Consider the following 20,063-nt stretch of genomic DNA (forward strand, 5'->3'; position numbering starts at 1 on the left):
GCCGGGGTCACGCAGGAGGCGCCGCCCCCTATTCCTCCGGCGGAAACACCCCCTCCCCGCTCCCCACCAGCGTGATCACGATCGCCTCCACCGGGCAGCTCTCCGCCGCCGTCAGGACGGGTTCGCTCGCGTCCGTGTCCGGGGACGCCGGACGGGACTGGCGGCCGGTGTCGAGGGTGAACGCGTCGGGGGCGTGGTGGGTGCACTGGGCCGAGCCGATGCAGACGGAGCGGTCGACCTGGACGTGCCAGCGGTCACCCGCCCCTGCGCTCGAATGCGCTCGCGCGGGAGGTCCCCCCATCCCTCACGCCTCCCAGCCGGCCGGGAGGTGGATCATCTTGTGCTCCAGGTACTCCCCGTAGCCCTCGGGTCCGAACTCCCGCCCCAGGCATCTGCGGCGGCTGGTGAAACAGGGCCGGGCGGAACCGGTGACGGGGAGCGACCCGGTGACGTACGTCGCGGTGTGAAACGCTCGCCCGATTCGGCCCGTGGCTGCTGGACAGCGGCTCATGGACCTCACGGAGAGCCTCCTCGCCCGGCACGCCTGCGCACACGTCATCCTGCTCGTCCTCAGCCGTCTGGACCTCGGTGATCCGTCCTCGGTGGCCGACCTGTTCACCGAGGACGGCACCTGGGAGTGGCCCGACGGCGGGCGCCGGATCGAGGGCCGGGACGCGCTTCGGGCCTACTTCGGCTCACGGCCCGCCGACCGGCTCTCGCGCCGCCTGATGTCCAACGTCCTGGTCACGGTGACGGGCCCGGACACGGCCACCGCCACCTCGTACTCGACGTACCGCGTCGACGGACACGAGGGCGGCATGGTCCCCGCCGGCCCGCCCGTACAAGTCGGCGACCACGAGGACACGTTCCGCCGCGTCGACGGCCGCCGGCGACCCGGGTCCTGCACCTGCCGTTCGGCGGCCCGACCCCGCGGGCGGGCTGAAGCCGTTCCGTCCGTCAGAGCAGGGTCCGTATCAAGTCCTCGGCCTCCCCGAGGAGTTCGACCTCCCGCCTGCTCATCGTCGGATTGAGCGCGCGGCGGCGCCGGGCACCGGTCAGACCGGCCGGTGTCAGGTCGGACGGGTCGGCGAGGAGGGCCGCGAGGATCGCGCGGGCGGGGTCGGCGAGCGGATCGGCGCCGACGGCGACCTGGGCGAGGATCACCGCGGACATGCCCCAGTCGAGGCCCGGGTGGCCGTTCTCCGCGTTGGTCCAGTCGATGACCCGGGGGCCGTCGGGCGTGAGGATCACGTTGTCCGGGTGCAGGTCCAGGTGCAGGACGCGGGCGGATGGGTCGGCCACGTCCCTGCCCGGGACGGCGTGCAGCCGGCGCAGGAGCCGGGCGATCTCCGTGCCCGCCTCCGCCGGGTCCAGCGAACCCTCCATGAGCGCGGTCAGCATGGTCGGGCCCGGCAGCCGCTCCATCACCAGATCCGTGCGGGAGCCGGACGGTCGTACCCGCGGCACCGGATAGCCGTGCTCCCGTACGTACGTCATCACCGCCCCCTCGGCCGCCGCGTCCCCCCGCCCCTCGCGGTCCCGGCGCAGCACCCACCCCTCGTCGATCTCGTACACGTCGGCCGAGCGCCCCGAGCCGAGCAGTCTCCCCATCGTCATGGCGCACACCGTACGACCGCGCACGGCCGCCCCTCAGCCCTCCGGCTACGGCCCGGTAGAGTGGCCAGGTCGTCATCACACCCGTACGGGGGGAAGCCGGTGCAATTCCGGCGCTGACCCGCAACCGTGAGCCGCCGAGAGCGCGGTGAGCCGGACTGCCTCGTAGGGGACGTTGACCGGCTCATGTGCGCCGGCACCCGCCAGCGCACCGCACCGTCGAGGTATACGGAGCCGAGCCGCCCGGGGTGGGTTCCGTCCCGTGCTGCCCGACTCCCCGCAGGGAGAGGCACCCGCCGACCATGAACGTCCGTCGCAGCGCAGCGGCTCTGGCCGCCGTCGGCGTGCTCGCCGCCGCATCACCCGCCCTGGCCGCCGATCCGTCGCCGTCCGCGTCCCCCGTGCTCCCGTCCGGGCTGTACGGCAGCACGGACCCCAAGTACGACGGCGTCTGGCGCCAGTCCCTCGCCCTGCTCGCCCAGCGCTCGACCGGCTACGTTCCCGCCGCCAAGGCCGTGGACTGGCTGACCGGACAGCAGTGCGCGAACGGCGCCTTCCCCGCCTTCCGCCCCGACCCCGCCAAGGCCTGCGACTCCAAGGTGATGGTCGACACCAACAGCACGGCGGCAGCCGTCCAGGCCTTGCAGGCGGTCGGCGGGCAGAGCGGCTCCACAGCCAAGGCCGTCGGCTGGCTGAAGTCCGTGCAGAACACCGACGGCGGGTGGGGCTACACCGCCGGCGGGCCCAGCGACGCGAACTCGACGTCCGTCGTCATCGGCGCCCTCACCGCGGCCGGCCAGAAGCCCGCCGACGTCGTCAAGGGCAGCAAGTCCCCCTACGACGCACTCCTGAAGCTCGCCCTCCCCTGCACCGGCGACGATGCGGGCGCCTTCGCCTACCAGCCCGACAAGAAGGGGAAGCTCACCGCCAACGCGGACGCGACCGCGGCGGCCGTGGTGGGTGTCCTGGGGCAGGGCCTCGACGCCGGGGCGGGGCGGAAGGCGGACGCCGCCTGCACCGACTCCGACAAGCCGACCCCGGCCCAGGCGGCCGCGGGCGGCGCCTCGTACCTCGCGCACGCCGTCGCCGAGGACGGCCACCTCACCTCCGCGCTCCCGGGCGCCCCCGCCCAGCCCGACTACGGCAACACGGCGGACGCCGTCGTCGCACTCGCCGCGCAGGGCGGGGCCGAGCAGGCTCAAAAGCCCCTGGAGTGGCTGGAGAAGAACGCCGCGGCCTGGGCGAAGCAGAGCGGCCCGGCCGCCTACGCCCAGCTGATCTTCGCGGCCGACGCCATGGGCACGGATCCCCGCGACTTCGGCGGCACGGACCTGGTACGGGCGTTGAACGCGACGGGCCCCGCCCCACAGGCCGCGAAGGACTCGGCCAAGTCCGAGACGAAGAAGGACGACGGCGACTCCGGCATCAACGTCTGGTGGATCGTCGGTACCGGACTCGTCGCCGGCATCGGCATCGGCTTCCTGCTCAGCGGCCGCAGAAAGCAGCAGCAGCTGTGACCGCCGCCCGCCGGACCGCACTCCTGCTCCTGACCGCGTTCCTCGTCCTGGGAACCGCGGTCCAGGCGCAGGCCGTCGGCTACCGCTACTGGTCGTTCTGGGAGCGGGACGGCGCCCGCTGGACCTACGCCACCGAGGGCCCGTCCACGGCCCGCCCCTCCGACGGCGACGTCCAGGGCTTCCGCTTCGCGGTGAGCGAGGACTCGTCCGACGCGACGCAACCGCGCGGCGCGGCGGACTTCGCCTCGATCTGCGCGAAGACGCCGGCGAAGGAGGGCAGTAAGCGGGTGGCGCTGGTCATCGACTTCGGTACGGCCACGGATGCCCCGTCGGGCGAAACGCCACCGAAGCCCCGAACGGCCTGCGCCCAGGTGTCCCCGGACGCAACGACGGCCGAGGCCCTCGCCTCGGTCGCCAAGCCCCTGCGCTACGACACGAACGCCCTGCTGTGCGCGATCGCCGGATATCCGGCGAAGGGCTGCGGGGAGCAGGTGGCACAGGAGACGAAGCCGAAGGAGACGACGACTCCGGACAAGGGCCCGTCACTGGGACTGTGGGCCGGGACAGGGGCAGTGGTACTCGTGGGAGCGGCGGCGATGTGGCGTGCGCGAAACAACTCCCGCTCCTAGCCGCGGGCACTCGGGCCGCAGGGCGATGGGGGCGCCCCCGCCCGGGCGAAGCCGAGCATGGGGGAGGGCGGGCGCGGACGGCACCCCGCCGGCACCGACGAGCGTCCCCACCCCCGCCCGGCGCCAGTCCCGCGGACGACTCCACCCGGGCGCCTGGTGGCTCTGGTCCCTCTCCCTCGGCACCGCAGCAACCCGCACCACCAACCCCCTCCTCCTGGCCCTCCTCATAGCCACAGCGGGCTACGTAGTGGCCACGCACCGCACCACCGCCCCCTGGTCCCGCTCCTACTCGGCCTTCGCCAAACTCGCGCTCGCCGTCCTGCTCGTCCGCCTCGCCTTCGCCGTGGTCCTCGGTTCCCCCATCCCCGGCACCCACACCCTCGTCACCCTCCCCGAAGTCCCCCTCCCCCACTGGGCGCAGGGCATCCGCCTGGGCGGCCGGGTCACAGCCGAATCACTCGTCTTCGCCCTCTACGACGGCCTCCGCCTCGCCACCCTCCTCATCTGCATAGGCGCGGCGAACGCCCTCGCCAACCCGGCCCGGCTCCTCAAGTCCCTCCCCGGCGCGCTCTACGAAATGGGCGTGGCCGTGGTCGTCGCGCTCACCTTCGCGCCCAACCTCATCGCCGACGTCCAGCGGCTGCGCGCCGCCCGTCGGCTCCGCGGCCGCCCCGACAGCGGCATCCGCGGTCTCCTCCAGGTCGGCCTCCCCGTCCTCGAAGGTGCCCTGGAACGGTCCGTCTCCCTCGCCGCCGCGATGGACGCCCGTGGATACGGCCGTACCGCCGAGGTCCCCGCCCCCGTCCGCCGTACGACCACCGCCCTCACGCTCGGCGGCCTGCTGGGCGTCTGCGCGGGAACGTACGGACTGCTCACCGCCGAGGGCGGCACCTACGGTCTGCCCGTGCTGTTCGCCGGAGTCGTCGCCGCTCTCGCGGGTCTGCGTCTCGGCGGCCGCCGCTCGCCGCGCACCCGGTACCGCCCCGACCCCTGGGACATGCGCGCCTGGCTGGTCACCGCGTCCGGCGTCGCCGTCGCCGCGCTGCTCTCCCTCGCGTCCGTGCGCGACTCCTCCACCCTGCACCCCGGTGTCGTCCCGCTCACCGCGCCCACCCTGCCCCTGTGGCCCGCGGCGGCCGTACTCCTCGCCCTGTTGCCCGCCTTCGTCGTACCCCGGGAGCCGTCGTGATCCGCTTCGAGGATGTCAGCGTGACGTACGACGGCGCCGCCGAACCCACGGTCCGTGGAGTCGACTTCGAGGTGCCGGAAGGCGAACTCGTCCTACTCGTCGGGCCGTCCGGCGTCGGCAAGTCGACCGTGCTCGGCGCGGTCGGCGGACTCGTGCCGCACTTCACCGGCGGCACTCTGCGCGGCCGGGTCACTGTGGCCGGCCGTGACACCCGTACGCACAAGCCGCGTGAACTCGCCGACGTCGTCGGCACGGTGGGGCAGGACCCGCTCGCGCACTTCGTGACGGACACGGTCGAGGACGAACTCGCCTACGGCATGGAGTCGTTGGGCATCGCGCCGAACGTGATGCGACGCCGGGTGGAGGAGACCCTGGACCTGCTCGGGCTCGCCGATCTGCGCGACCGGCCCATCGCCACGCTCTCCGGCGGCCAGCAGCAGCGGGTCGCGATCGGCTCGGTCCTCACCCCGCACCCCGGCGTCCTGGTCCTCGACGAGCCGACGTCGGCTCTCGACCCGGCCGCGGCGGAGGAGGTCCTCGCGGTTCTGCAGCGCCTCGTGCACGACCTCGGTACGACCGTACTGATGGCCGAGCACCGGCTCGAGCGGGTGATCCAGTACGCCGACCAGGTCGTCCTCATGCCCGAACCGGGAGCCGCGCCCGTCCTCGGCACTCCGGCCGAGGTCATGGCCGTCTCCCCGGTGTACCCGCCGGTCGTCGGCCTGGGCCGCCTCGCGGGCTGGTCCCCCCTCCCCCTCACCGTCCGCGACGCCCGCCGCCGGGCCACCGACCTGCGCACGCGCCTGGCCGACCGCGAGGCACCCCGCGCGCAGCCAGGTCCGGCACCTGCGCCACCCGTCCTCCCGTCCCCCCGCCGCTTCCTCCGCAAGCGCACCCCCGACCCGGCTCCCGCACAGATCGCCGAAGTCCGCTCCCTCGCCGTCCGCAGGGGCCGCGTCGACGCTCTGCGCAACGTCGGCCTCTCCGTCGCCCCCGGCGAGACCGTCGCGCTGATGGGCCGTAACGGTGCCGGAAAGTCGACGCTGCTGAGCGCTCTCGTCGGGCTCGTCGAACCCACCACCGGTTCCGTCCGCGTCGGCGGAGCCGTTCCGCATCGCGCCGCGCCCCGCGACCTGGTGCGCCGCGTCGGGCTCGTGCCGCAGGAGCCGCGTGATCTGCTGTACGCCGACACGGTCGCCGCCGAGTGCACCGCCGCCGAGCGGGACGCGGGCGCCGGCCCGGGGACGTGCCGGGCACTGGTGTCGGTCCTCCTCCCGGGCGTCGCCGACGACGTTCACCCCCGCGACCTCTCCGAGGGCCAGCGCCTCGCGCTCGCCCTGTCCGTCGTCCTGACCGCACGCCCGCCCCTGCTCCTCCTCGACGAGCCGACGCGTGGGCTGGACTACGCGGCGAAGGCCCGGCTGGTCGCCGTACTGCGCGAACTCGCCGCCGAGGGGCACGCCATCGTGCTGGCCACGCACGACGTGGAGCTGGCCGCGGAGATCGCCCACCGGGTGGTGCTGCTGGCCGACGGTGAGGTCATCGCGGACGGCCCGACGTCCGGCATCGTCGTCTCCTCACCGTCCTTCGCCCCGCAGGTCACCAAGATCCTCGCCCCGCAGGAGTGGCTCACGGTGGCCCAGGTCCGGGAGGCGCTCGCATGACCACCACCGCGAGCCCCACTCCGCAAGCCCGCCCCGTCCGCCTCGGCCCCCGCTCCACCGCCGCCCTCCTCCTGGTCGGCGCCGTCGGTGTCGTCGCGTTCGGCTGGCCCTTTCTCGCGCCGCCGTCCTCGCAGATCGGCGCGCACGCACAGGACGCGCCCTGGCTGTTCGCGGGGCTGCTGGCGCTCCTCGTGGCGGTGGTCGCGGCGACGATCTCCGAGTCGGGGCTCGGTCCGAAGGCGGTGGCCATGCTGGGCGTGCTCGCCGCGACCGGGGCCGCGCTGCGGCCGATCGGGGCCGGCACGGCCGGGATCGAGCCGATGTTCTTCCTGATGGTGCTGAGCGGACGCGTCCTCGGCCCGGGCTTCGGCTTCACACTCGGCTCGCTCACCATGTTCGCGTCGGCGCTGCTCACAGGCGGGGTGGGCCCCTGGATGCCGTTCCAGATGCTGGCGATGGGCTGGTTCACCATGGGGGCCGGGCTGCTGCCGGCGCCGGACCGGCTGCGCGGCCGCGCCGAACTCGCCCTGCTCGCCTGCTACGGCTTCCTGGCCGCGTTCGCCTACGGCACGGTCATGAACCTCGCGGGCTGGCCCTTCATGGGCGCCCTCGCCTCGAACATCGCCTTCGACGCGCACGCCGGCGTCCCCGCCAACCTGGCCCGTTTCGTCGCGTACTGCCTGGCCACCTCGCTGGGCTGGGACCTGGGCCGGGCCGTCTGCACCGTCGTACTGACCCTCGCACTCGGCCCGGCGCTGCTGCGCGCGCTGCGCCGGGCCACACGACGGGCCGCCTTCGAGACCGGGGCCACATTCGAGGCTCCGGAACCGTGAAGCACCCCACATGACCCGGATCACCTACGACGCCGGTTCGTAGTGCAACTTGTCCGATATGCACGGTAAGGCACCCCCATTGACCTGCGTTTTGCGAGCCAGGTCACACAGCCGACCTTTGCCGCCAATTCGGCCACAACTAGTAAAAGGGGTGATTGCGGACGATTCTCAGGCCTGCTTCTCTGGATCTCGTCGCAAGGCACCGGCAAGCCCTCGAGGTCCGCGGAGCCAGGTGTACGCCCCCACCGACTCGATCGGGGATTCGGGCCCACCGCGACCCCTTGTCCCCGACGAAGAGGTTTTCTGTGTCCGTCTCCTTCATCCGCCGCATCGCTTCCCCGAAGAAGGCCCTCGCCGCCGCCGCCGTGGCCGCCGCCACGGCCGGCATGGCTCTGACCTCGGTTCCCGCCCAGGCCGCCACGCCCACTTCGGCCTCCTCCGCTCAGGCGATCGCGCACAAGATGATCCCGGACGCCGCGCAGTTCAACGCGTTCAGCAAGATCGTTGAACACGAGAGCGGCTGGAACCACACCGCCACCAACGCCTCCTCCGGCGCCTACGGCCTGGTCCAGGCGCTGCCCGGCTCCAAGATGGCCTCGGCCGGCGCCGACTGGAAGACCAACCCGGCCACCCAGATCAAGTGGGGCCTGGACTACATGAACACCCGCTACGGCAGCCCTGTCGACGCGTGGAACTTCTGGCAGACCAACCACTGGTACTGAGCCGCCCCCCGCTCTCCGACGCACCCCCGCCCCCACCGGGCGGGGGTGCGTTCGTACGTCCGCCCGGCCGTGGTGAACTTGAGGCCCACTGATCGCCCGGCCGACCGGAGGACCGATGGCGGCGACGACCGAGACGACCGGCCCCGCCCCGGAGGCCCGCGGCATCGGGCTCGTACCCGTGCTGTTGCTCCTGACCGTGGTGAGCGGACTGATCGACGCGGTGAGCTATCTCGGTCTCGGCCATGTCTTCACCGCCAACATGACCGGCAACGTGGTGGTGCTCGGCTTCGCCATGGCCGGTACGCCGGGCTTCTCGGTGGCGCACACGGCGACCTCGCTGGCCTGCTTCCTGGTCGGCGCGTATGCCGGCGGCCGGGTGGCCACGTGGTTCAAGGGCCGCTCGCGCCGGACCTGGGCGCGGGCGACGCTCGGTGTGGAGGCCGTGCTGGTGGGTGTGGCGGCCGCGGTGGCCTTCGCGGAGCCGCACGCGGACGCTACGACGTACGCACTGATCGGTCTCACCGCCCTCGCCATGGGCATCCGCAACGCGACGGTCCGCAAGCTGGGCGTGCCCTCCCTGACGACGACCACGGTCCTCACCACGACGATGACCGGCCTGGTCTCCGACGACCCCCACGGCGAAGGCCGCCATTTCCTCCGCCGCGCCGGCGCCGTCGTCGCCCTGCTGATCGGCGCCACGGCGGGCGGACTCCTCCTGCGCCACCAGGGCCTCGGCCTCCCGCTGCTGATCGCGGCGGTGACATCGGCCGTCCTGGCCCTGCTGACATCCGGACAGGACTGAGAGCGATACCCGTCGATCACATCAGCGGGCGCTGACTTGGAGTGGGCTGCACCCCGGGGAGGACCATGACTGACATCGGGTCGGCGCCCGCCCACGGGGCGCGAACCGGGCACTGCCTGTGCGGCTCGGTCGGTCACCGATTCGACGCGGAGCCCGAGACCGTCGTCCTGTGCCACTGCGGTCAGTGCCGGCGAAACAGCGGTGCTGCGTTCTCGGTCAATGTTCTGGTGGCGCGCGATTCCCTGGAAATCAAGGGAACGCCCAAGTCCTACCGGACCGTCGGAGCCGAGAACGGCAACCTGCGGGACAGGCTTTTCTGCGGCGAGTGCGGTGCTCCGATCTTCGCGGTCCTTCACGAACGGCCCGATCTCGTCATCGTCAGAGCCGGAACCCTCGACGACCCCACGGGGCTGAAGCCGTCCGCCGAGGTGTGGTGGCGCCGAGCCCAGGACTGGATCGAACCGGACCCGCACCGGGCGAGGTTCGACGGCAACGCGAACAAGGAGTGGACCATGAGCAGCGCCGGCGGCCGCGGACCCGGCTGCCGGTGAGCGACCGCGCACCCCCACCGCCGGGTCACCCGCTGCCCACGGTCACTCGACGTGCTTCCTCCCTCGCCGTCACCGCCGTGGCACTCCTCGCCCGCGGCCCCTGGAAGACGTACGACAGACCGAACCCCGCGCCCACGACCACCGCACCGCCCACCGCGTCCAGCACCCAGTGGTTCCCCGTCGCCACGATCGCCGACACCGTGAACAGCGGGTGCAACAACCCCAGCGCCTTCATCCACCACTTCGGCGCCAGCACCGCGATCACCACCCCGCACCACAGCGACCAGCCGAAGTGCAGTGACGGCATCGCCGCGTACTGGTTGGTCAGCGCCGTCAGCGTGCCGTAGTCCGGCTTGGAGAAGTCCTGGACTCCGTGGACCGTGTCGATGATGCCCAGCGTCGGCATCAGGCGCGGCGGGGCGAGCGGGAACAGCCAGAAGCCGACCAGGGCCAGGAGCGTCGCGAAGCCCAGGGACGACCGCGCCCAGCGGTAGTCGACCGGGCGGCGCCAGTACAGCACGGCCAGCACGCTCAGCGGGACCACGAAGTGGAACGACTCGTAGTAGAAGTCGAAGAAGGCCCGCAGCCAGTCCACCTTCACCACCGCGTGGTTCACGGCGTGCTCGAGGTCGACGTGCAGGAAGCGTTCGACGTCGAGGAGCAGGTCGCCGTGGCGTTCCGCCGTCGCCCGCCCCTCCTCGTTGCTGCCGCCGGTCGCCGCCAGCCGCACCCGCTGATACGCGGCGTACGTCACGCGGATCAGCAGCAGCTCCAGGAGCAGGTTCGGGCGCGTCAACACGCGGCGCAGGTAAGGAATCAAAGGAACGTGCCGGAAACGCGCCGGCACCGGCTCCGCGTACTCCGTCGGTATCGGGGATCGGTAGTACGGCGACTCGCGGGACAGGAACGGTACGGCCGTCGCCGCCCCCACCGCCGCCAGCAGCACGATGTTGTCCCGCAGCGGGTACACGACCGGCATGTTCGGCAGCATCATCTTCGCGGGGAGCGTGGTGACCAGGACCACCGCCACCGGCCAGACGTAGCGGTCCGAGGCTCGCTGGCCCACCCGGCCCACGACCGCCAGCAGGACCCACACCAACTGGTGCTGCCACGTCGTCGGGGAGACGACCACCGCCGCGCAGCCGGTGATCGCCACCGCGAGGAGGAGCTGGCCGTCGCGTGCGTAGTGGACGGCTCGGCGCAGGCCGAGAAAGGCGACCCCCGCGCCCAGCAGCAGGAAGAGAGCTATCTCCAGCGGGCCGGTGAGGCCCACCCGCAGCAGCGCGCCGTGCAGGGACTGGTTGGCCAGGTCGTCCGCCTTGCCGCCCAGGCCCACCCCGGCCATGTGGTGGACCCAGTACGTGTACGAGTCGTGCGGCATCGCGGCCCAGGCGAGCACCGTCGCCGCAGTGAACGTGCCGACGGTGGACGCGGCCGCCCGGCGGCGGTCGGTCAGCCACAGGAGCGGGGCGAAGAGCAGGATCGTGGGCTGCAGCGCCGCCGCCATGCCTATGCACACGCCGCCGGCCCGTTCGCCGCGTACCGCGAAGCAGCCCAGCAGGACCAGGAGCACCGGGATGATGCTCGTCTGGCCCAGCCACAGGGTGCTGCGGACCGGGAGCGACAGCATCAGCAGGCTGATCGCGACCGGTGCCGCCAGCAGCGAGGTGCGGCGGCTGACGGGCTGAGGCAGGGCTCGGGCGGCGACGACACCGAGCGCGACGACCAGGAGCAGCGTGCCGAACGTCCAGCCCCAGCCGAGTGCCTGCTCGGCGGAGCGGGTGAGCGGCTTGAGGACCAGGCCTCCGAAGGGGGTGCCGGTGAAGCGGCTGGAGTCGTAGAGCGAGCCGGTGACGTGCAGGACGCCGTCGGAGCCGACCCAGGTCTCCAGGTCCGTGAGTCTCTGTCCGCTGGGGGTGCTCAGGACGACGGCCATCTGCCGTACGGCGAGGACGGCGACCACCGCCCACAGTCCGAGCCGGACCGCCGTGAGACGTGGCCTGGCCGTCGCACCCCCGAAAGCATCCGCCGGTCGCCCGCTATGCTCCACGTTCGCCACGCCTCGTCGGCCTCCCGCCCCGTCGTACCCGCACGTGCCCCGGAGAGAGACGCAGGCAATCCGTGCCTCACCTGACGTCTGCTCGCCTTTTGTCCGGATGACGATAGTGCTAGGGGGGTGCGGTTGCGTCCGTGCAGCGCGAGATGGATCACAGGGGCCTGTCCGGAAACAGGCACGGAGGCCGACATAGGCACCTGCACAGGCCGGGGTTCGCTGCGCTGCGCATCGATATCTATACGTCACGTCAGCGAGGGACGTCCCTCTATGGTCGATTTTCGGTCCGCCATGGTGCGGGCCTTGCCCATGTCCCCGTCGAAAGGTGAGCGAGCGTCGCTTTGCCGGCCGCCGCTGCTGTCCCCCGCCCCGTGAAGACCCCTCAGGCACCCCAGGCCCCGCAGGTCACCGTGACCGACCCGGCCCTCGTGAAGCGCGCCGTGAAGGCCGCCGCGCTGGGCAACGCGATGGAATGGTTCGGCTTCGGCGTCTACAGCTACCTCGCCGTGACACTGGGCAAGGTCTTCTTCCCGTCCGGCAACCCGACCGCGCAGCTGCTGTCCACGTTCGGTGCCTTCGCGGCGGCGTTCCTGGTCCGGCCACTGGGCGGCATGATCTTCGGGCCGCTGGGCGACCGCGTGGGCCGGCAGAAGGTCCTCGCGCTCACCATGATCATGATGGCCGCGGGCACGTTCGCGATCGGCTTGATCCCGTCGTACGCGACGATCGGCGTCGGGGCGCCGCTGCTGCTGCTCGCCGCACGTCTGGTGCAGGGCTTCTCGACCGGCGGTGAGTACGCGGGCGCGTCGACCTTCATCGCCGAGTACGCGCCGGACAGGAAGCGCGGCTTCTTCGGCAGCTGGCTGGAGTTCGGCACCCTGGCGGGCTACATCGGCGGCGCCGGCCTGGTCACGCTGCTGACGGCGCTGCTGTCGTCGGACGGCCTGGTGTCCTGGGGCTGGCGGATCCCGTTCCTGATCGCCGGCCCGACGGGGATCATCGGCCTGTATCTGCGGATGCGGCTGGAGGAGACCCCGGCGTTCGTGGCGGAGGCCGAGAAGGCGGAGTCGAACCGGCCCAAGGTCCCGCTGCGCGAGATGGTCGCGGGCCAGTGGAGGGCCCTCCTGCTGTGCGTGGCCCTGGTCCTGGTCTTCGACGTCACCGACCACATGCTGCTGTCGTACATGCCCAGCTATCTCACCGGTGAGCTGAAGTACGACGAGACGCACGGCCTGCTCGTCGTCCTCGGCGTGATGGTGCTGATGATGATCGTGCAGCCGTTCGCCGGTGCCCTGACGGACCGGATCGGCCGCCGCCCGGTGATCGCGGCGGGCTGCGCGGGTTTCCTGTTCCTGTCCGTCCCCGCCGTGCTGCTGATCCGCCAGGGCAGCCTGCTCGCCGTCGCCCTCGGCATGGGCGCCCTCGGCCTGCTGCTGGTCTGCTTCACGGCGGCGATGCCCGCGGCACTGCCGGCCCTGTTCCCGACCAGGGTCCGCTACGGCTCCCTGTCGATCGGTTTCAACGTCTCGGTGTCCCTGTTCGGCGGCACGACTCCCCTGGTGGTCACGGCCCTGATCGGCACCACCGGCGACCTGATGATGCCCGCCTACTACATGATGGCGGCAGCCGTGATCGGCGGCTTCGCGGTGTGGCGCATGGCGGAGTCGGCGGGCCGCCCGCTGCCGGGCTCGGCGACTTCTGTGGAGCGGATCTGAGCGAACCCTCGTCGCGGCAGGTGATCCGTGCGGGCCCGGTCGCGCGGATACCGGCGTGGCTCGTGAGCGACCGGGGGACACTGGCGATGGCCGGCCTCCGCCGACGGCGGAATCGGGGTACTCGACCAGTGGGACACGGAAAGGCATGGGCGCAATGAGCGGCTCGCAGCTCTGGGACGACGTCGACTTCTACTTCACCACGCACCTCTCGCCCGACGACGAGGCGTTGCAGGCCTGCCTGCGCGACAGCGAGGCCGCCGGGCTGCCGCACGTCAACGTCACGGCGAACCAAGGCAAGTTCCTGCAGCTGCTGGCCCAGATCCAGGACGCCCGGCACATCCTGGAGATCGGCACGCTCGGCGGCTACAGCACGATCTGGCTGGGCCGCGCGCTGCCGGCCGACGGCCGGCTGATCTCGCTCGAGTACAGCGCCAAGCACGCCGAGATCGCCACCCGCAACATCGCCCGCGCCGGGCTGGACAAGGTCGTCGAGGTGCGGGTGGGCCCGGCCCTGGAGTCGCTGCCCAAGCTGGCCGACGAGAACCCGGCCCCGTTCGACCTGGTCTTCGTCGACGCCGACAAGGCCAACAACCCGCACTACCTGGAGTGGGCGCTCCGGCTCACGCGCGCGGGCAGCCTGATCGTGGTGGACAACGTCGTGCGCGGCGGCCGGGTGGTCGACTCCGAGAGCATCGAGCCGGACGTGCGCGGCACCCGCGCCGCCATCGAGATGATCGCCACGCACCCGAGGCTGACCGGCACGGCCCTGCAGACGGTGGGCAGCAAGGGGTACGACGGCTTCGCGCTGGCCCGGGTGCTCGCCTGAGGCTCCCCGGTGGGTGCTACATCTCGTGGTAGAAGCCGACGTTGACGCTGCGCGGTTCGCTGCGGTCCACGATGACGACCTCGCCGGAGCCGCCCCGGGGCAGCCGTACGCTGCCGCCGTAGGCGAGGGCCTGGGCGTACTCCCCGACCGTCAGCCGGACCTCGGAGGACGGCTCGGCCTGGGAGCCGCGCAGCCAGGTCACCTGCCACACGTGGTCGGGCCCGCACAGGAACTCCAGGTGGACACGGGAGACGAACAGCCAGTCGTCGGGTGTCACGAGACGGCACACGGCCCGGTCCCGGCCGACCCGCAGCACGGCGCCGGGCTCGCTGGGCGCGTCGGCCATGAGCATGCCGGCCGTGGCACCCGCGTCCGCCCCGGAGACGGTGGCCATGGTGAGTTCGAGCACGTGCGATCCCCCTGAAACGTCCTGGTGCGGCGGCCGGTTCGGTGACCGCCGCCGCATGATAAAACGCCCGGCCGGGTCCCGTCCGGCACAATGGACTCATGACCGAGCGAAAGCCGCCGGGCGTCCCGTTCGAGTCCTGGGCCGACAAGCAGATCCGTGACGCACAGAGGCGTGGCGAGTTCGACCGGCTCGCGGGCGCGGGGGAGCCGCTGCCGCCGGGCACCGACACGTCGTACGACGAACTGTGGTGGGTCAGACGGAAGTTGGTCCGCGAGGGCCTGGCGGTCCTGCCGCCTGCCCTGGCTCTGCGCAAGGAGGCGGAGGACGCGCTCGCGGCGGCCTACACGGCTCCGTCGGAGCGGATCGTGCGGAAGATCATCACCGATGTCAACGTGAAGATCCGCGACATGATGTTCAAGCCCCCGCCCGGGCCCCCGCTGGGGAAGAAGCCGTACGACGTCGAAGAGGTCGTACGTGAGTGGCGGGAGCGCCGGGCGGACGCGGTCGGGAAGGGCTGAGAGGCCGCCGGCCTGGGCCCGGTTCGCGACCGGTGTCGGCACTTCAGTCGTCGAAGGCCGGATCACGGGTCGCGTGAGTGCGGGCGAGCAGCAGGGTCACGTCGTCGGACGGGCTTCTGGCCGGCAGCGTGTCGACGATCGCCGAGCACAGGTCCGCCAGCGGGAGGCCGGGCCGGGCCAGCGCGTTGCGCAGGCGCTCCATCCCGGCGTCGATGTCCTCGTGGCGGTCCTCGACGAGCCCGTCGCTGTAGAGGGCGATCAGGCTGCCGCCGGGCACCTCCAACTCCGCGGACTCGTACGGCAGCATGCCGAGGCCGAGCGGTGTCCCGCAGGGGACGTCGGGGAAGGCGACGGTGCCGTCGGGGCCGACGACGGCCGCCGGCGGATGCCCGGCCCGCGCCATCGTGCAGCGCCGCGTCACGGGGTCGTACACCGCGTAGATGCAGGTGGCGCCCACGGTTGGGACGGAGCCGTCGGCGTCCTCCTCGGCGAGACGGAGGACCGTCCGGTCGAGCTGGGTGAGCAGTTGGTCCGGCGGCAGGTCCAGGTCGGCGAGGGTGCGTACGGCCGTACGCAGCCGGCCCATGGTCGCCGCGGCGTTGATGCCGTGCCCGACGACGTCGCCGACGACCATGGCCACGCGTCCGCGGGGCAGCGGGACGACGTCGAACCAGTCGCCGCCGACCCCGTCCTCGACGTCGGCCGGGAGATAGCGGGCGGCCACGTCCAGGGCCTTCCCGCCGCTCACCCGGCGCGGCAGCAGGCTGCGCTGGAGCGCCAAGGCCGCGGCGCGCTCGCGGGTGTAGCGCCGGGCGTTGTCCAGACTCAGCGCGGCCCTGGCGAGCACTTCCTCGGCGAAGAGCAGATCGCCCTCGTCGAACGGCGCCGGGTTGTCGGTCCGCACGAACACCGCCACGCCCATCAGGACGCCCCGGGCGTGGACCGGCAGCACCATCAGGGAGTGCATGCCCATGACGCGGATCCGCTCGGCCCGCGCCGGGTCCTCGTCCAGCCAGGTGCCCGGGCCCGTCTCGAGCACGGGCTGGAGCAGGGGCCGCCCGGAGTTGAGGACCCGGGTGAAGGGCGAGTCGTGGGGTACGTAGACCACCTCGCCGCGGTTCCACAGGGACTCCGGGGTGCCGGGGTGGACCGAGGCCACACCCGCGCGGCGGAACCTCGGGACGCGTCCGCCCATCGGGCCGAGTCGATCCAGGGGTTCCTCACCGAGCCGCACCGCCTCCGTGAGATCGACGGTCACGTAGTCGGCGAGCAACGGGACCGCGAACTCGGCCAGTTCCTGTGCCGTGCGCGTGACGTCCAGGGTGGTGCCGATCCGGGCGCCGGCCTCGCTGACCAGGGCCAGACGGTCCTCCGCCCACCGGCTCTCGGTGAGTTCCATGACCACCAGGCACACGCCCAGCGTCCGGCCGTCGGCGTCGTCGAGACGGAGGACGGAGGCGGACAGCGCGTGCGCGCGGCGCGCACGGCGGCTCCCGTGCGGCCGGGACACGCGGTACTCGCGGCCGGTCACGGGTGTGCCGGTCAGCAATACCTGCAGCATGACCGCTTCCAGCGCCTCCGCGTCACCGGCCAGCGCCGCGCCCGCCCGGCGGCCCAGCCGCTGCTTGGGACGGATCCCGTCGTAGCGCTCCAGGGTGTCGTTGACCCACACGCACCGCAGTGCGGGGTCCCAGACGGCGAGTCCTACGGCGGAGTGCGTGAGCAGGGATCTCAGCGCCGGTCCTGCGATGTCCACGATGCGCTTCAGGAGGTGCTGTGCCGGGACCGGCGCGCGGTTCAGCGTGTGTGCTGCCATGACGGTGCGCCTCCGGCGCCGCGGCGGCCCTGTCGCCGGAGCAGCTCCGCCGCGCGTTCGGCGACGGCGTAGACGGTGGCGACGGTGTTGGCCGACGGGATGGAGGGCAGTACGGAGGCGTCGGCGACGCGGAGTCCGGCGATGCCGCGGACGCGCAGCTCGGCGTCCACGACGGCCTGCGCGTCCTGGCCGATGCGGCAGGTACCGACGGGATGCATGTACGAGGCCAGGTTCCGCCGCACGTACGCCCGCAGGTCGGCGTCCCCGGTGACGCCCTGCCCCGGCTGCGCCTCGTGGCCGCGCCAGCCCGCGACGGCGCCTGCCTGTCCGATCTCCCGGGCCAGCCGCAGGCCGGTGACCATCGTGGTCAGATCGCGCTCGTCCGAGAGGTAGTTCGGGTCCACGACGGGCAGCGCGCCCGGCTCCGTGCTCGCGAGCCGGACGGTACCGCGGCTGCGGGGCCGCATCGGGGAGATCCCGATCGTGTACCCCTGGCCCAGGGCGGGCACCTCGCCCACGGGCATGTGGCCCGGAGCGTCGATGAACAGCATCTGGAGGTCGGGCCCGTCCAGCCCGTCCCGGGTGCGCACCAGGCCGTGGGCCTCGCCGTGGTTGTTGGCCCCCGCGGGTACGGGCCGCGCCGCGCCGTAGACGACGTACGCGATCGGGTGGTCGTGCAGGTTCGCCCCCACACCCGGGAGGTTCAGGACGGTCTTGACGCCCATCCGGCTCAGGTGTCCCACCGGGCCGATGCCGGAGAGCATCAGCAGCTGCGCGGTCCCGATGCTGCCGGCGGTGAGCACCACCTCGCCCGAGCAGCCGACGGAGACGATCTCGCCGCCGGTGCTGTACTCGACGCCGACGCAGCGACCGTTCCTGAGGTGCAGTCGGTGCACCAGCGCGTCGGTCACGATCGTCAGGTCGGGGCGGTACGGCGCCACCGCGAGGTAGGCGTCAGCGGCGCTCTGCCGCACGCCGCCGACGATGTTCAGATCAGCCCAGCCGAACCCCTCCTCCAGCCCGCCGCTGATATCGGCCGCACGCCGGTACCCCGTCTGGGCCGCCGCCTCGAGCAGGGCGGCCACGACCGGGTGCGGCGGACTGGCCGGCCCCACGGTCAGCGGGCCGTCGGTGCCGCGGAGCGTCGGGTCCCGTCCGGGGGCGTTCTCGCTCCGTTTGAAGTACGGCAGCAGGTCGTCGAACCCCCAGCTCTTCGCGCCCTCGGCCGCCCACGCGTCGTAGCCGGAGCGGTGGCCGCGCGCGAAGGTCATGGCGTTGATCGCGGATCCGCCGCCCAGGACGCGCCCTCGGGCGAGGGCGACGGTCGTGCCGGTGGCCACCTGCGGGGTGGTGGTGTCGCCCCAGTTCGCGGGCGTCCGCATCAGGGTCGGCCAGGCCTGCGGTGCGGCCATGGCGGCCGACTTCTCGGCGCCTCCGGCCTCCAGGAGCAGCACGCGCGCGCTGTCGTCCTCCGACAGGCGGGCGGCGACGACGCTGCCGGCGGTCCCGCCGCCGACGACGACGTAGTCGTAGCTTTCCGTGGTCGGGTGCATGTTCATGGTCACCTCGTGCGGGCGTGTGGCGCGTTTCCAGTGATAGCCAAATCGCGCTAACGACGAATACGTTAACCCCGATATGGAAACAACGCCACAAAAATCACGCTAACATCGGAAACATGGGCAAACCGTCGAATAAGGCCGACGTGACTTATACGGCAAAACGGACGGCCCGCCGCGGCACCAGGGAGCGATTGCTGGCTGCTGCCTCGGAGCTGCTGGCGCGCGACGGCCGGGACGCGGTGTCCACGCGTGCGGTGGCCTCCGCCGCGGGCATGCAACCGCCCACCATCTACCGGCTGTTCGGCGACAAGGAGGGGCTCCTCGACGCGGTCGCGTCCTATGGCTTCCGCAGCTACCTCGCCGACAAGCACGCGCTCGGCGAGACCGACGACCTCCTGGAGGACCTGCGCCGGGGCTGGGACCTGCATGTGGAGTTCGGTCTGTCGATGCCGGCCTTCTACACCCTGATGTACGGCGAGGCGCGCGAGAACGGCTCGCCGGCGGGCCGGGAGGCCTTCGGCATGCTCCGGCACCAGATCGCGCGGGTCGGGGACGCGGGCCGGCTGCGCATGAGCGTCGACCGGGCCAGCCGGCTCATGTACGCGACCGGCATCGGTGTCGTCCTCTCACAGATCGCGCTGCCGCCCGCCGAACGTGATCCCGAACTCCCGGACGTGGCCCGCGAGTTCGTCCTGCGTGCCATCACGGCCGAGGGCGACGCGGGCCCCGCGACCCCGGCCGGCGTGGCGAACCGGGCGGTCGCGCTGCGCGAGGCGCTCGGCAATGGCGAACCGACGGGGCTGACCGCCGGTGAGGGGGCCCTGCTGAGCGAGTGGCTCGACCGGATGGCGAACGCCGGGTAGCCCTGGTGCGGTGGCCCCGACCGGCCTGCCCGGCCGATGCGGGTGGTGCGTCTCCGGAATGTCTTGGCGCGGTGTGTCGAATCGGCGGTGGCCCGTTCGACGCATGGGTGAGCGGGCCGGTGGGCGGCCCGCGCCGAGAAGGCAGGTCGTCATGAGTGGTGAGGTCATCGCACGGCTGGCGGTGTCGCTGGACGGGTACATCGCCGGGCCCCGGTCGGGACGCGAGTATCCGCTGGGCGTCGGCGGGGAGCGGCTGCACTCGTGGGTGTTCGGGCTGCGCACGTTCCGGCGGATGCAGGGGCTGGAGGGCGGCACCGGCGGTCCGGACGACGAGCTGATCGCCGAGCACGTCGAACGGCCGGGGGCGGTGGTGATGGGGCACGGCATGTACGTCACCGGCGAGATCCCGTGGGGCGAGGAACCGCCCTTCCATCTGCCGGTGTTCGTCGTCACCCACCATCCGCGCGAGTCGGTCGTGAAGAAGGGCGGCACCTCCTACCACTTCGTGACCGAAGGTCCGCAGCGGGCGCTGGAGCTGGCCCGGGAGGCGGCCGGTGAGAGGGACGTGTCGCTCGCGGGCGGCGCCGAACTGGTCCAGGAGTTCATCCGCAACGAGTGGCTCGACGAACTGCTCCTGCACGTCGTGCCGGTGCTCCTGTGCGGCGGACGGCGGCTGTTCGACCATCTCGGGCACGAGCACATCGAGTGGCGCCGGACGCAGGTGCTGGACTCCCCCGAGGTCACGCATATTCGGTTGCGGCGGGTCGACACGCCCGCCTGACA

Annotated in this window: 20 protein-coding genes, 1 pseudogene and 1 riboswitch; of the genes and pseudogenes, 14 read left to right on the plus strand and 7 right to left on the minus strand. The window is 72.4% G+C overall.

From position 1 onward, the window contains the following. Positions 1–28: 28 nt before the first annotated feature. Both IEZ19_RS11295 and IEZ19_RS11300 read right to left on the minus strand, forming a co-directional pair. Positions 29–301, minus strand: a complete 273-nt coding sequence (locus tag IEZ19_RS11295; RefSeq protein WP_189311000.1) for a ferredoxin — start codon at positions 299–301, stop codon at positions 29–31. A 3-nt stretch (positions 302–304) separates the two neighbouring features. Next, positions 305–520 carry a hypothetical protein gene (locus IEZ19_RS11300; RefSeq protein WP_189311279.1) on the minus strand — a complete coding sequence of 72 codons (216 nt, stop codon included), beginning with the start codon at positions 518–520 and terminating at the stop codon, positions 305–307. Between IEZ19_RS11300 and IEZ19_RS11305 the strand changes: the two are divergent. After that, positions 510–943, plus strand: a pseudogene (locus tag IEZ19_RS11305) (nuclear transport factor 2 family protein). The gene IEZ19_RS11300 and the pseudogene IEZ19_RS11305 sit on opposite strands and share 11 nt — an antisense overlap. Before the next feature lie 14 nt (positions 944–957). Here IEZ19_RS11305 and IEZ19_RS11310 read toward each other — a convergent pair. After that, positions 958–1,617, minus strand: a complete 660-nt coding sequence (locus IEZ19_RS11310; RefSeq protein WP_189311001.1) for a phosphotransferase — start codon at positions 1,615–1,617, stop codon at positions 958–960. 92 nt (positions 1,618–1,709) lie between these two features. Beyond that, positions 1,710–1,766: riboswitch (cobalamin riboswitch) on the plus strand. 150 nt (positions 1,767–1,916) lie between these two features. On the opposite strand from IEZ19_RS11310, the gene IEZ19_RS11315 reads away from it, so the two are divergent. The 8 genes from IEZ19_RS11315 (at position 1,917) to IEZ19_RS11350 (ending at position 9,521) form a co-directional block, all read left to right on the plus strand. Next, positions 1,917–3,131 carry an SCO2321 family membrane protein gene (locus IEZ19_RS11315; RefSeq protein WP_189311002.1) on the plus strand — a complete coding sequence of 405 codons (1,215 nt, stop codon included), beginning with the start codon at positions 1,917–1,919 and terminating at the stop codon, positions 3,129–3,131. Next, a complete protein-coding gene (locus IEZ19_RS11320; protein WP_189311003.1) occupies positions 3,128–3,760 on the plus strand; it encodes an SCO2322 family protein in 633 nt (210 codons plus the stop codon). The genes IEZ19_RS11315 and IEZ19_RS11320 overlap by 4 nt, the downstream gene beginning before the upstream one ends. 25 nt (positions 3,761–3,785) lie before the next feature. Further along, a complete protein-coding gene (locus IEZ19_RS11325; RefSeq protein ID WP_189311004.1) occupies positions 3,786–4,949 on the plus strand; it encodes a CbiQ family ECF transporter T component in 1,164 nt (387 codons plus the stop codon). Then, positions 4,946–6,613, plus strand: coding sequence for an ABC transporter ATP-binding protein (locus IEZ19_RS11330; protein ID WP_189311005.1), 1,668 nt, complete (start codon positions 4,946–4,948; stop codon positions 6,611–6,613). The genes IEZ19_RS11325 and IEZ19_RS11330 overlap by 4 nt, the downstream gene beginning before the upstream one ends. Then, a complete protein-coding gene (locus tag IEZ19_RS11335; RefSeq protein WP_189311006.1) occupies positions 6,610–7,446 on the plus strand; it encodes an ECF transporter S component in 837 nt (278 codons plus the stop codon). The genes IEZ19_RS11330 and IEZ19_RS11335 overlap by 4 nt, the downstream gene beginning before the upstream one ends. Before the next feature lie 305 nt (positions 7,447–7,751). Next, the gene (locus IEZ19_RS11340; protein WP_189311007.1) at positions 7,752–8,168 is read left to right on the plus strand and encodes an aggregation-promoting factor C-terminal-like domain-containing protein; all 417 of its coding nucleotides are present in this window, start codon (positions 7,752–7,754) and stop codon (positions 8,166–8,168) included. Positions 8,169–8,283: 115 nt separating this feature from the next. Then, positions 8,284–8,970, plus strand: coding sequence for a YoaK family protein (locus IEZ19_RS11345; RefSeq protein WP_189311008.1), 687 nt, complete (start codon positions 8,284–8,286; stop codon positions 8,968–8,970). A 65-nt stretch (positions 8,971–9,035) separates the two neighbouring features. Beyond that, positions 9,036–9,521 carry a GFA family protein gene (locus IEZ19_RS11350; RefSeq protein WP_189311009.1) on the plus strand — a complete coding sequence of 162 codons (486 nt, stop codon included), beginning with the start codon at positions 9,036–9,038 and terminating at the stop codon, positions 9,519–9,521. A gap of 25 nt (positions 9,522–9,546) precedes the next feature. On the opposite strand, the gene IEZ19_RS11355 is transcribed toward IEZ19_RS11350, so the two are convergent. Continuing rightward, positions 9,547–11,580 carry a bifunctional glycosyltransferase 87/phosphatase PAP2 family protein gene (locus IEZ19_RS11355; RefSeq protein ID WP_189311010.1) on the minus strand — a complete coding sequence of 678 codons (2,034 nt, stop codon included), beginning with the start codon at positions 11,578–11,580 and terminating at the stop codon, positions 9,547–9,549. A 365-nt stretch (positions 11,581–11,945) separates the two neighbouring features. Here IEZ19_RS11355 and IEZ19_RS11360 point away from each other — a divergent pair, with 365 nt between their 5' ends. Together IEZ19_RS11360 and IEZ19_RS11365 are read left to right on the plus strand one after the other, a co-directional pair. Continuing rightward, a complete protein-coding gene (locus IEZ19_RS11360) occupies positions 11,946–13,289 on the plus strand; it encodes an MFS transporter (RefSeq protein ID WP_189311011.1) in 1,344 nt (447 codons plus the stop codon). A 154-nt stretch (positions 13,290–13,443) separates the two neighbouring features. Beyond that, positions 13,444–14,115 (plus strand): O-methyltransferase, encoded by a 672-nt coding sequence (locus IEZ19_RS11365; RefSeq protein ID WP_189311257.1) that lies wholly within the window; start codon positions 13,444–13,446, stop codon positions 14,113–14,115. 16 nt (positions 14,116–14,131) lie between these two features. Here the strand turns inward: IEZ19_RS11365 and IEZ19_RS11370 are convergent, their stop codons facing one another. Then, entirely contained in the window at positions 14,132–14,524 is a 393-nt protein-coding gene (locus IEZ19_RS11370; protein ID WP_189311012.1) for a hypothetical protein, read from the minus strand. 98 nt (positions 14,525–14,622) lie between these two features. Here IEZ19_RS11370 and IEZ19_RS11375 point away from each other — a divergent pair, with 98 nt between their 5' ends. Further along, positions 14,623–15,042 (plus strand): DnaJ family domain-containing protein, encoded by a 420-nt coding sequence (locus IEZ19_RS11375; protein ID WP_189311013.1) that lies wholly within the window; start codon positions 14,623–14,625, stop codon positions 15,040–15,042. Positions 15,043–15,085: 43 nt separating this feature from the next. Here IEZ19_RS11375 and IEZ19_RS11380 read toward each other — a convergent pair whose 3' ends face one another. Both IEZ19_RS11380 and IEZ19_RS11385 read right to left on the minus strand, forming a co-directional pair. Next, positions 15,086–16,858, minus strand: coding sequence for a SpoIIE family protein phosphatase (locus tag IEZ19_RS11380; protein WP_189311014.1), 1,773 nt, complete (start codon positions 16,856–16,858; stop codon positions 15,086–15,088). Then, on the minus strand, positions 16,840–18,411 hold the full coding sequence (locus IEZ19_RS11385; protein WP_189311258.1) for a GMC family oxidoreductase: 1,572 nt from the start codon (positions 18,409–18,411) through the stop codon (positions 16,840–16,842). Before IEZ19_RS11385 ends, IEZ19_RS11380 begins: the two co-directional genes overlap by 19 nt. Before the next feature lie 122 nt (positions 18,412–18,533). Between IEZ19_RS11385 and IEZ19_RS11390 the strand changes: the two genes are divergently transcribed. Both IEZ19_RS11390 and IEZ19_RS11395 read left to right on the plus strand, forming a co-directional pair. Then, on the plus strand, positions 18,534–19,280 hold the full coding sequence (locus IEZ19_RS11390) for a TetR/AcrR family transcriptional regulator (protein WP_189311015.1): 747 nt from the start codon (positions 18,534–18,536) through the stop codon (positions 19,278–19,280). A gap of 151 nt (positions 19,281–19,431) precedes the next feature. Beyond that, positions 19,432–20,061, plus strand: coding sequence for a dihydrofolate reductase family protein (locus IEZ19_RS11395; RefSeq protein ID WP_189311016.1), 630 nt, complete (start codon positions 19,432–19,434; stop codon positions 20,059–20,061). The last annotated feature ends 2 nt before the right edge of the window (positions 20,062–20,063 follow it).

The organism is Streptomyces brasiliensis, from assembly GCF_014647875.1.
Lineage (GTDB): Bacteria > Actinomycetota > Actinomycetes > Streptomycetales > Streptomycetaceae > Streptomyces > Streptomyces brasiliensis.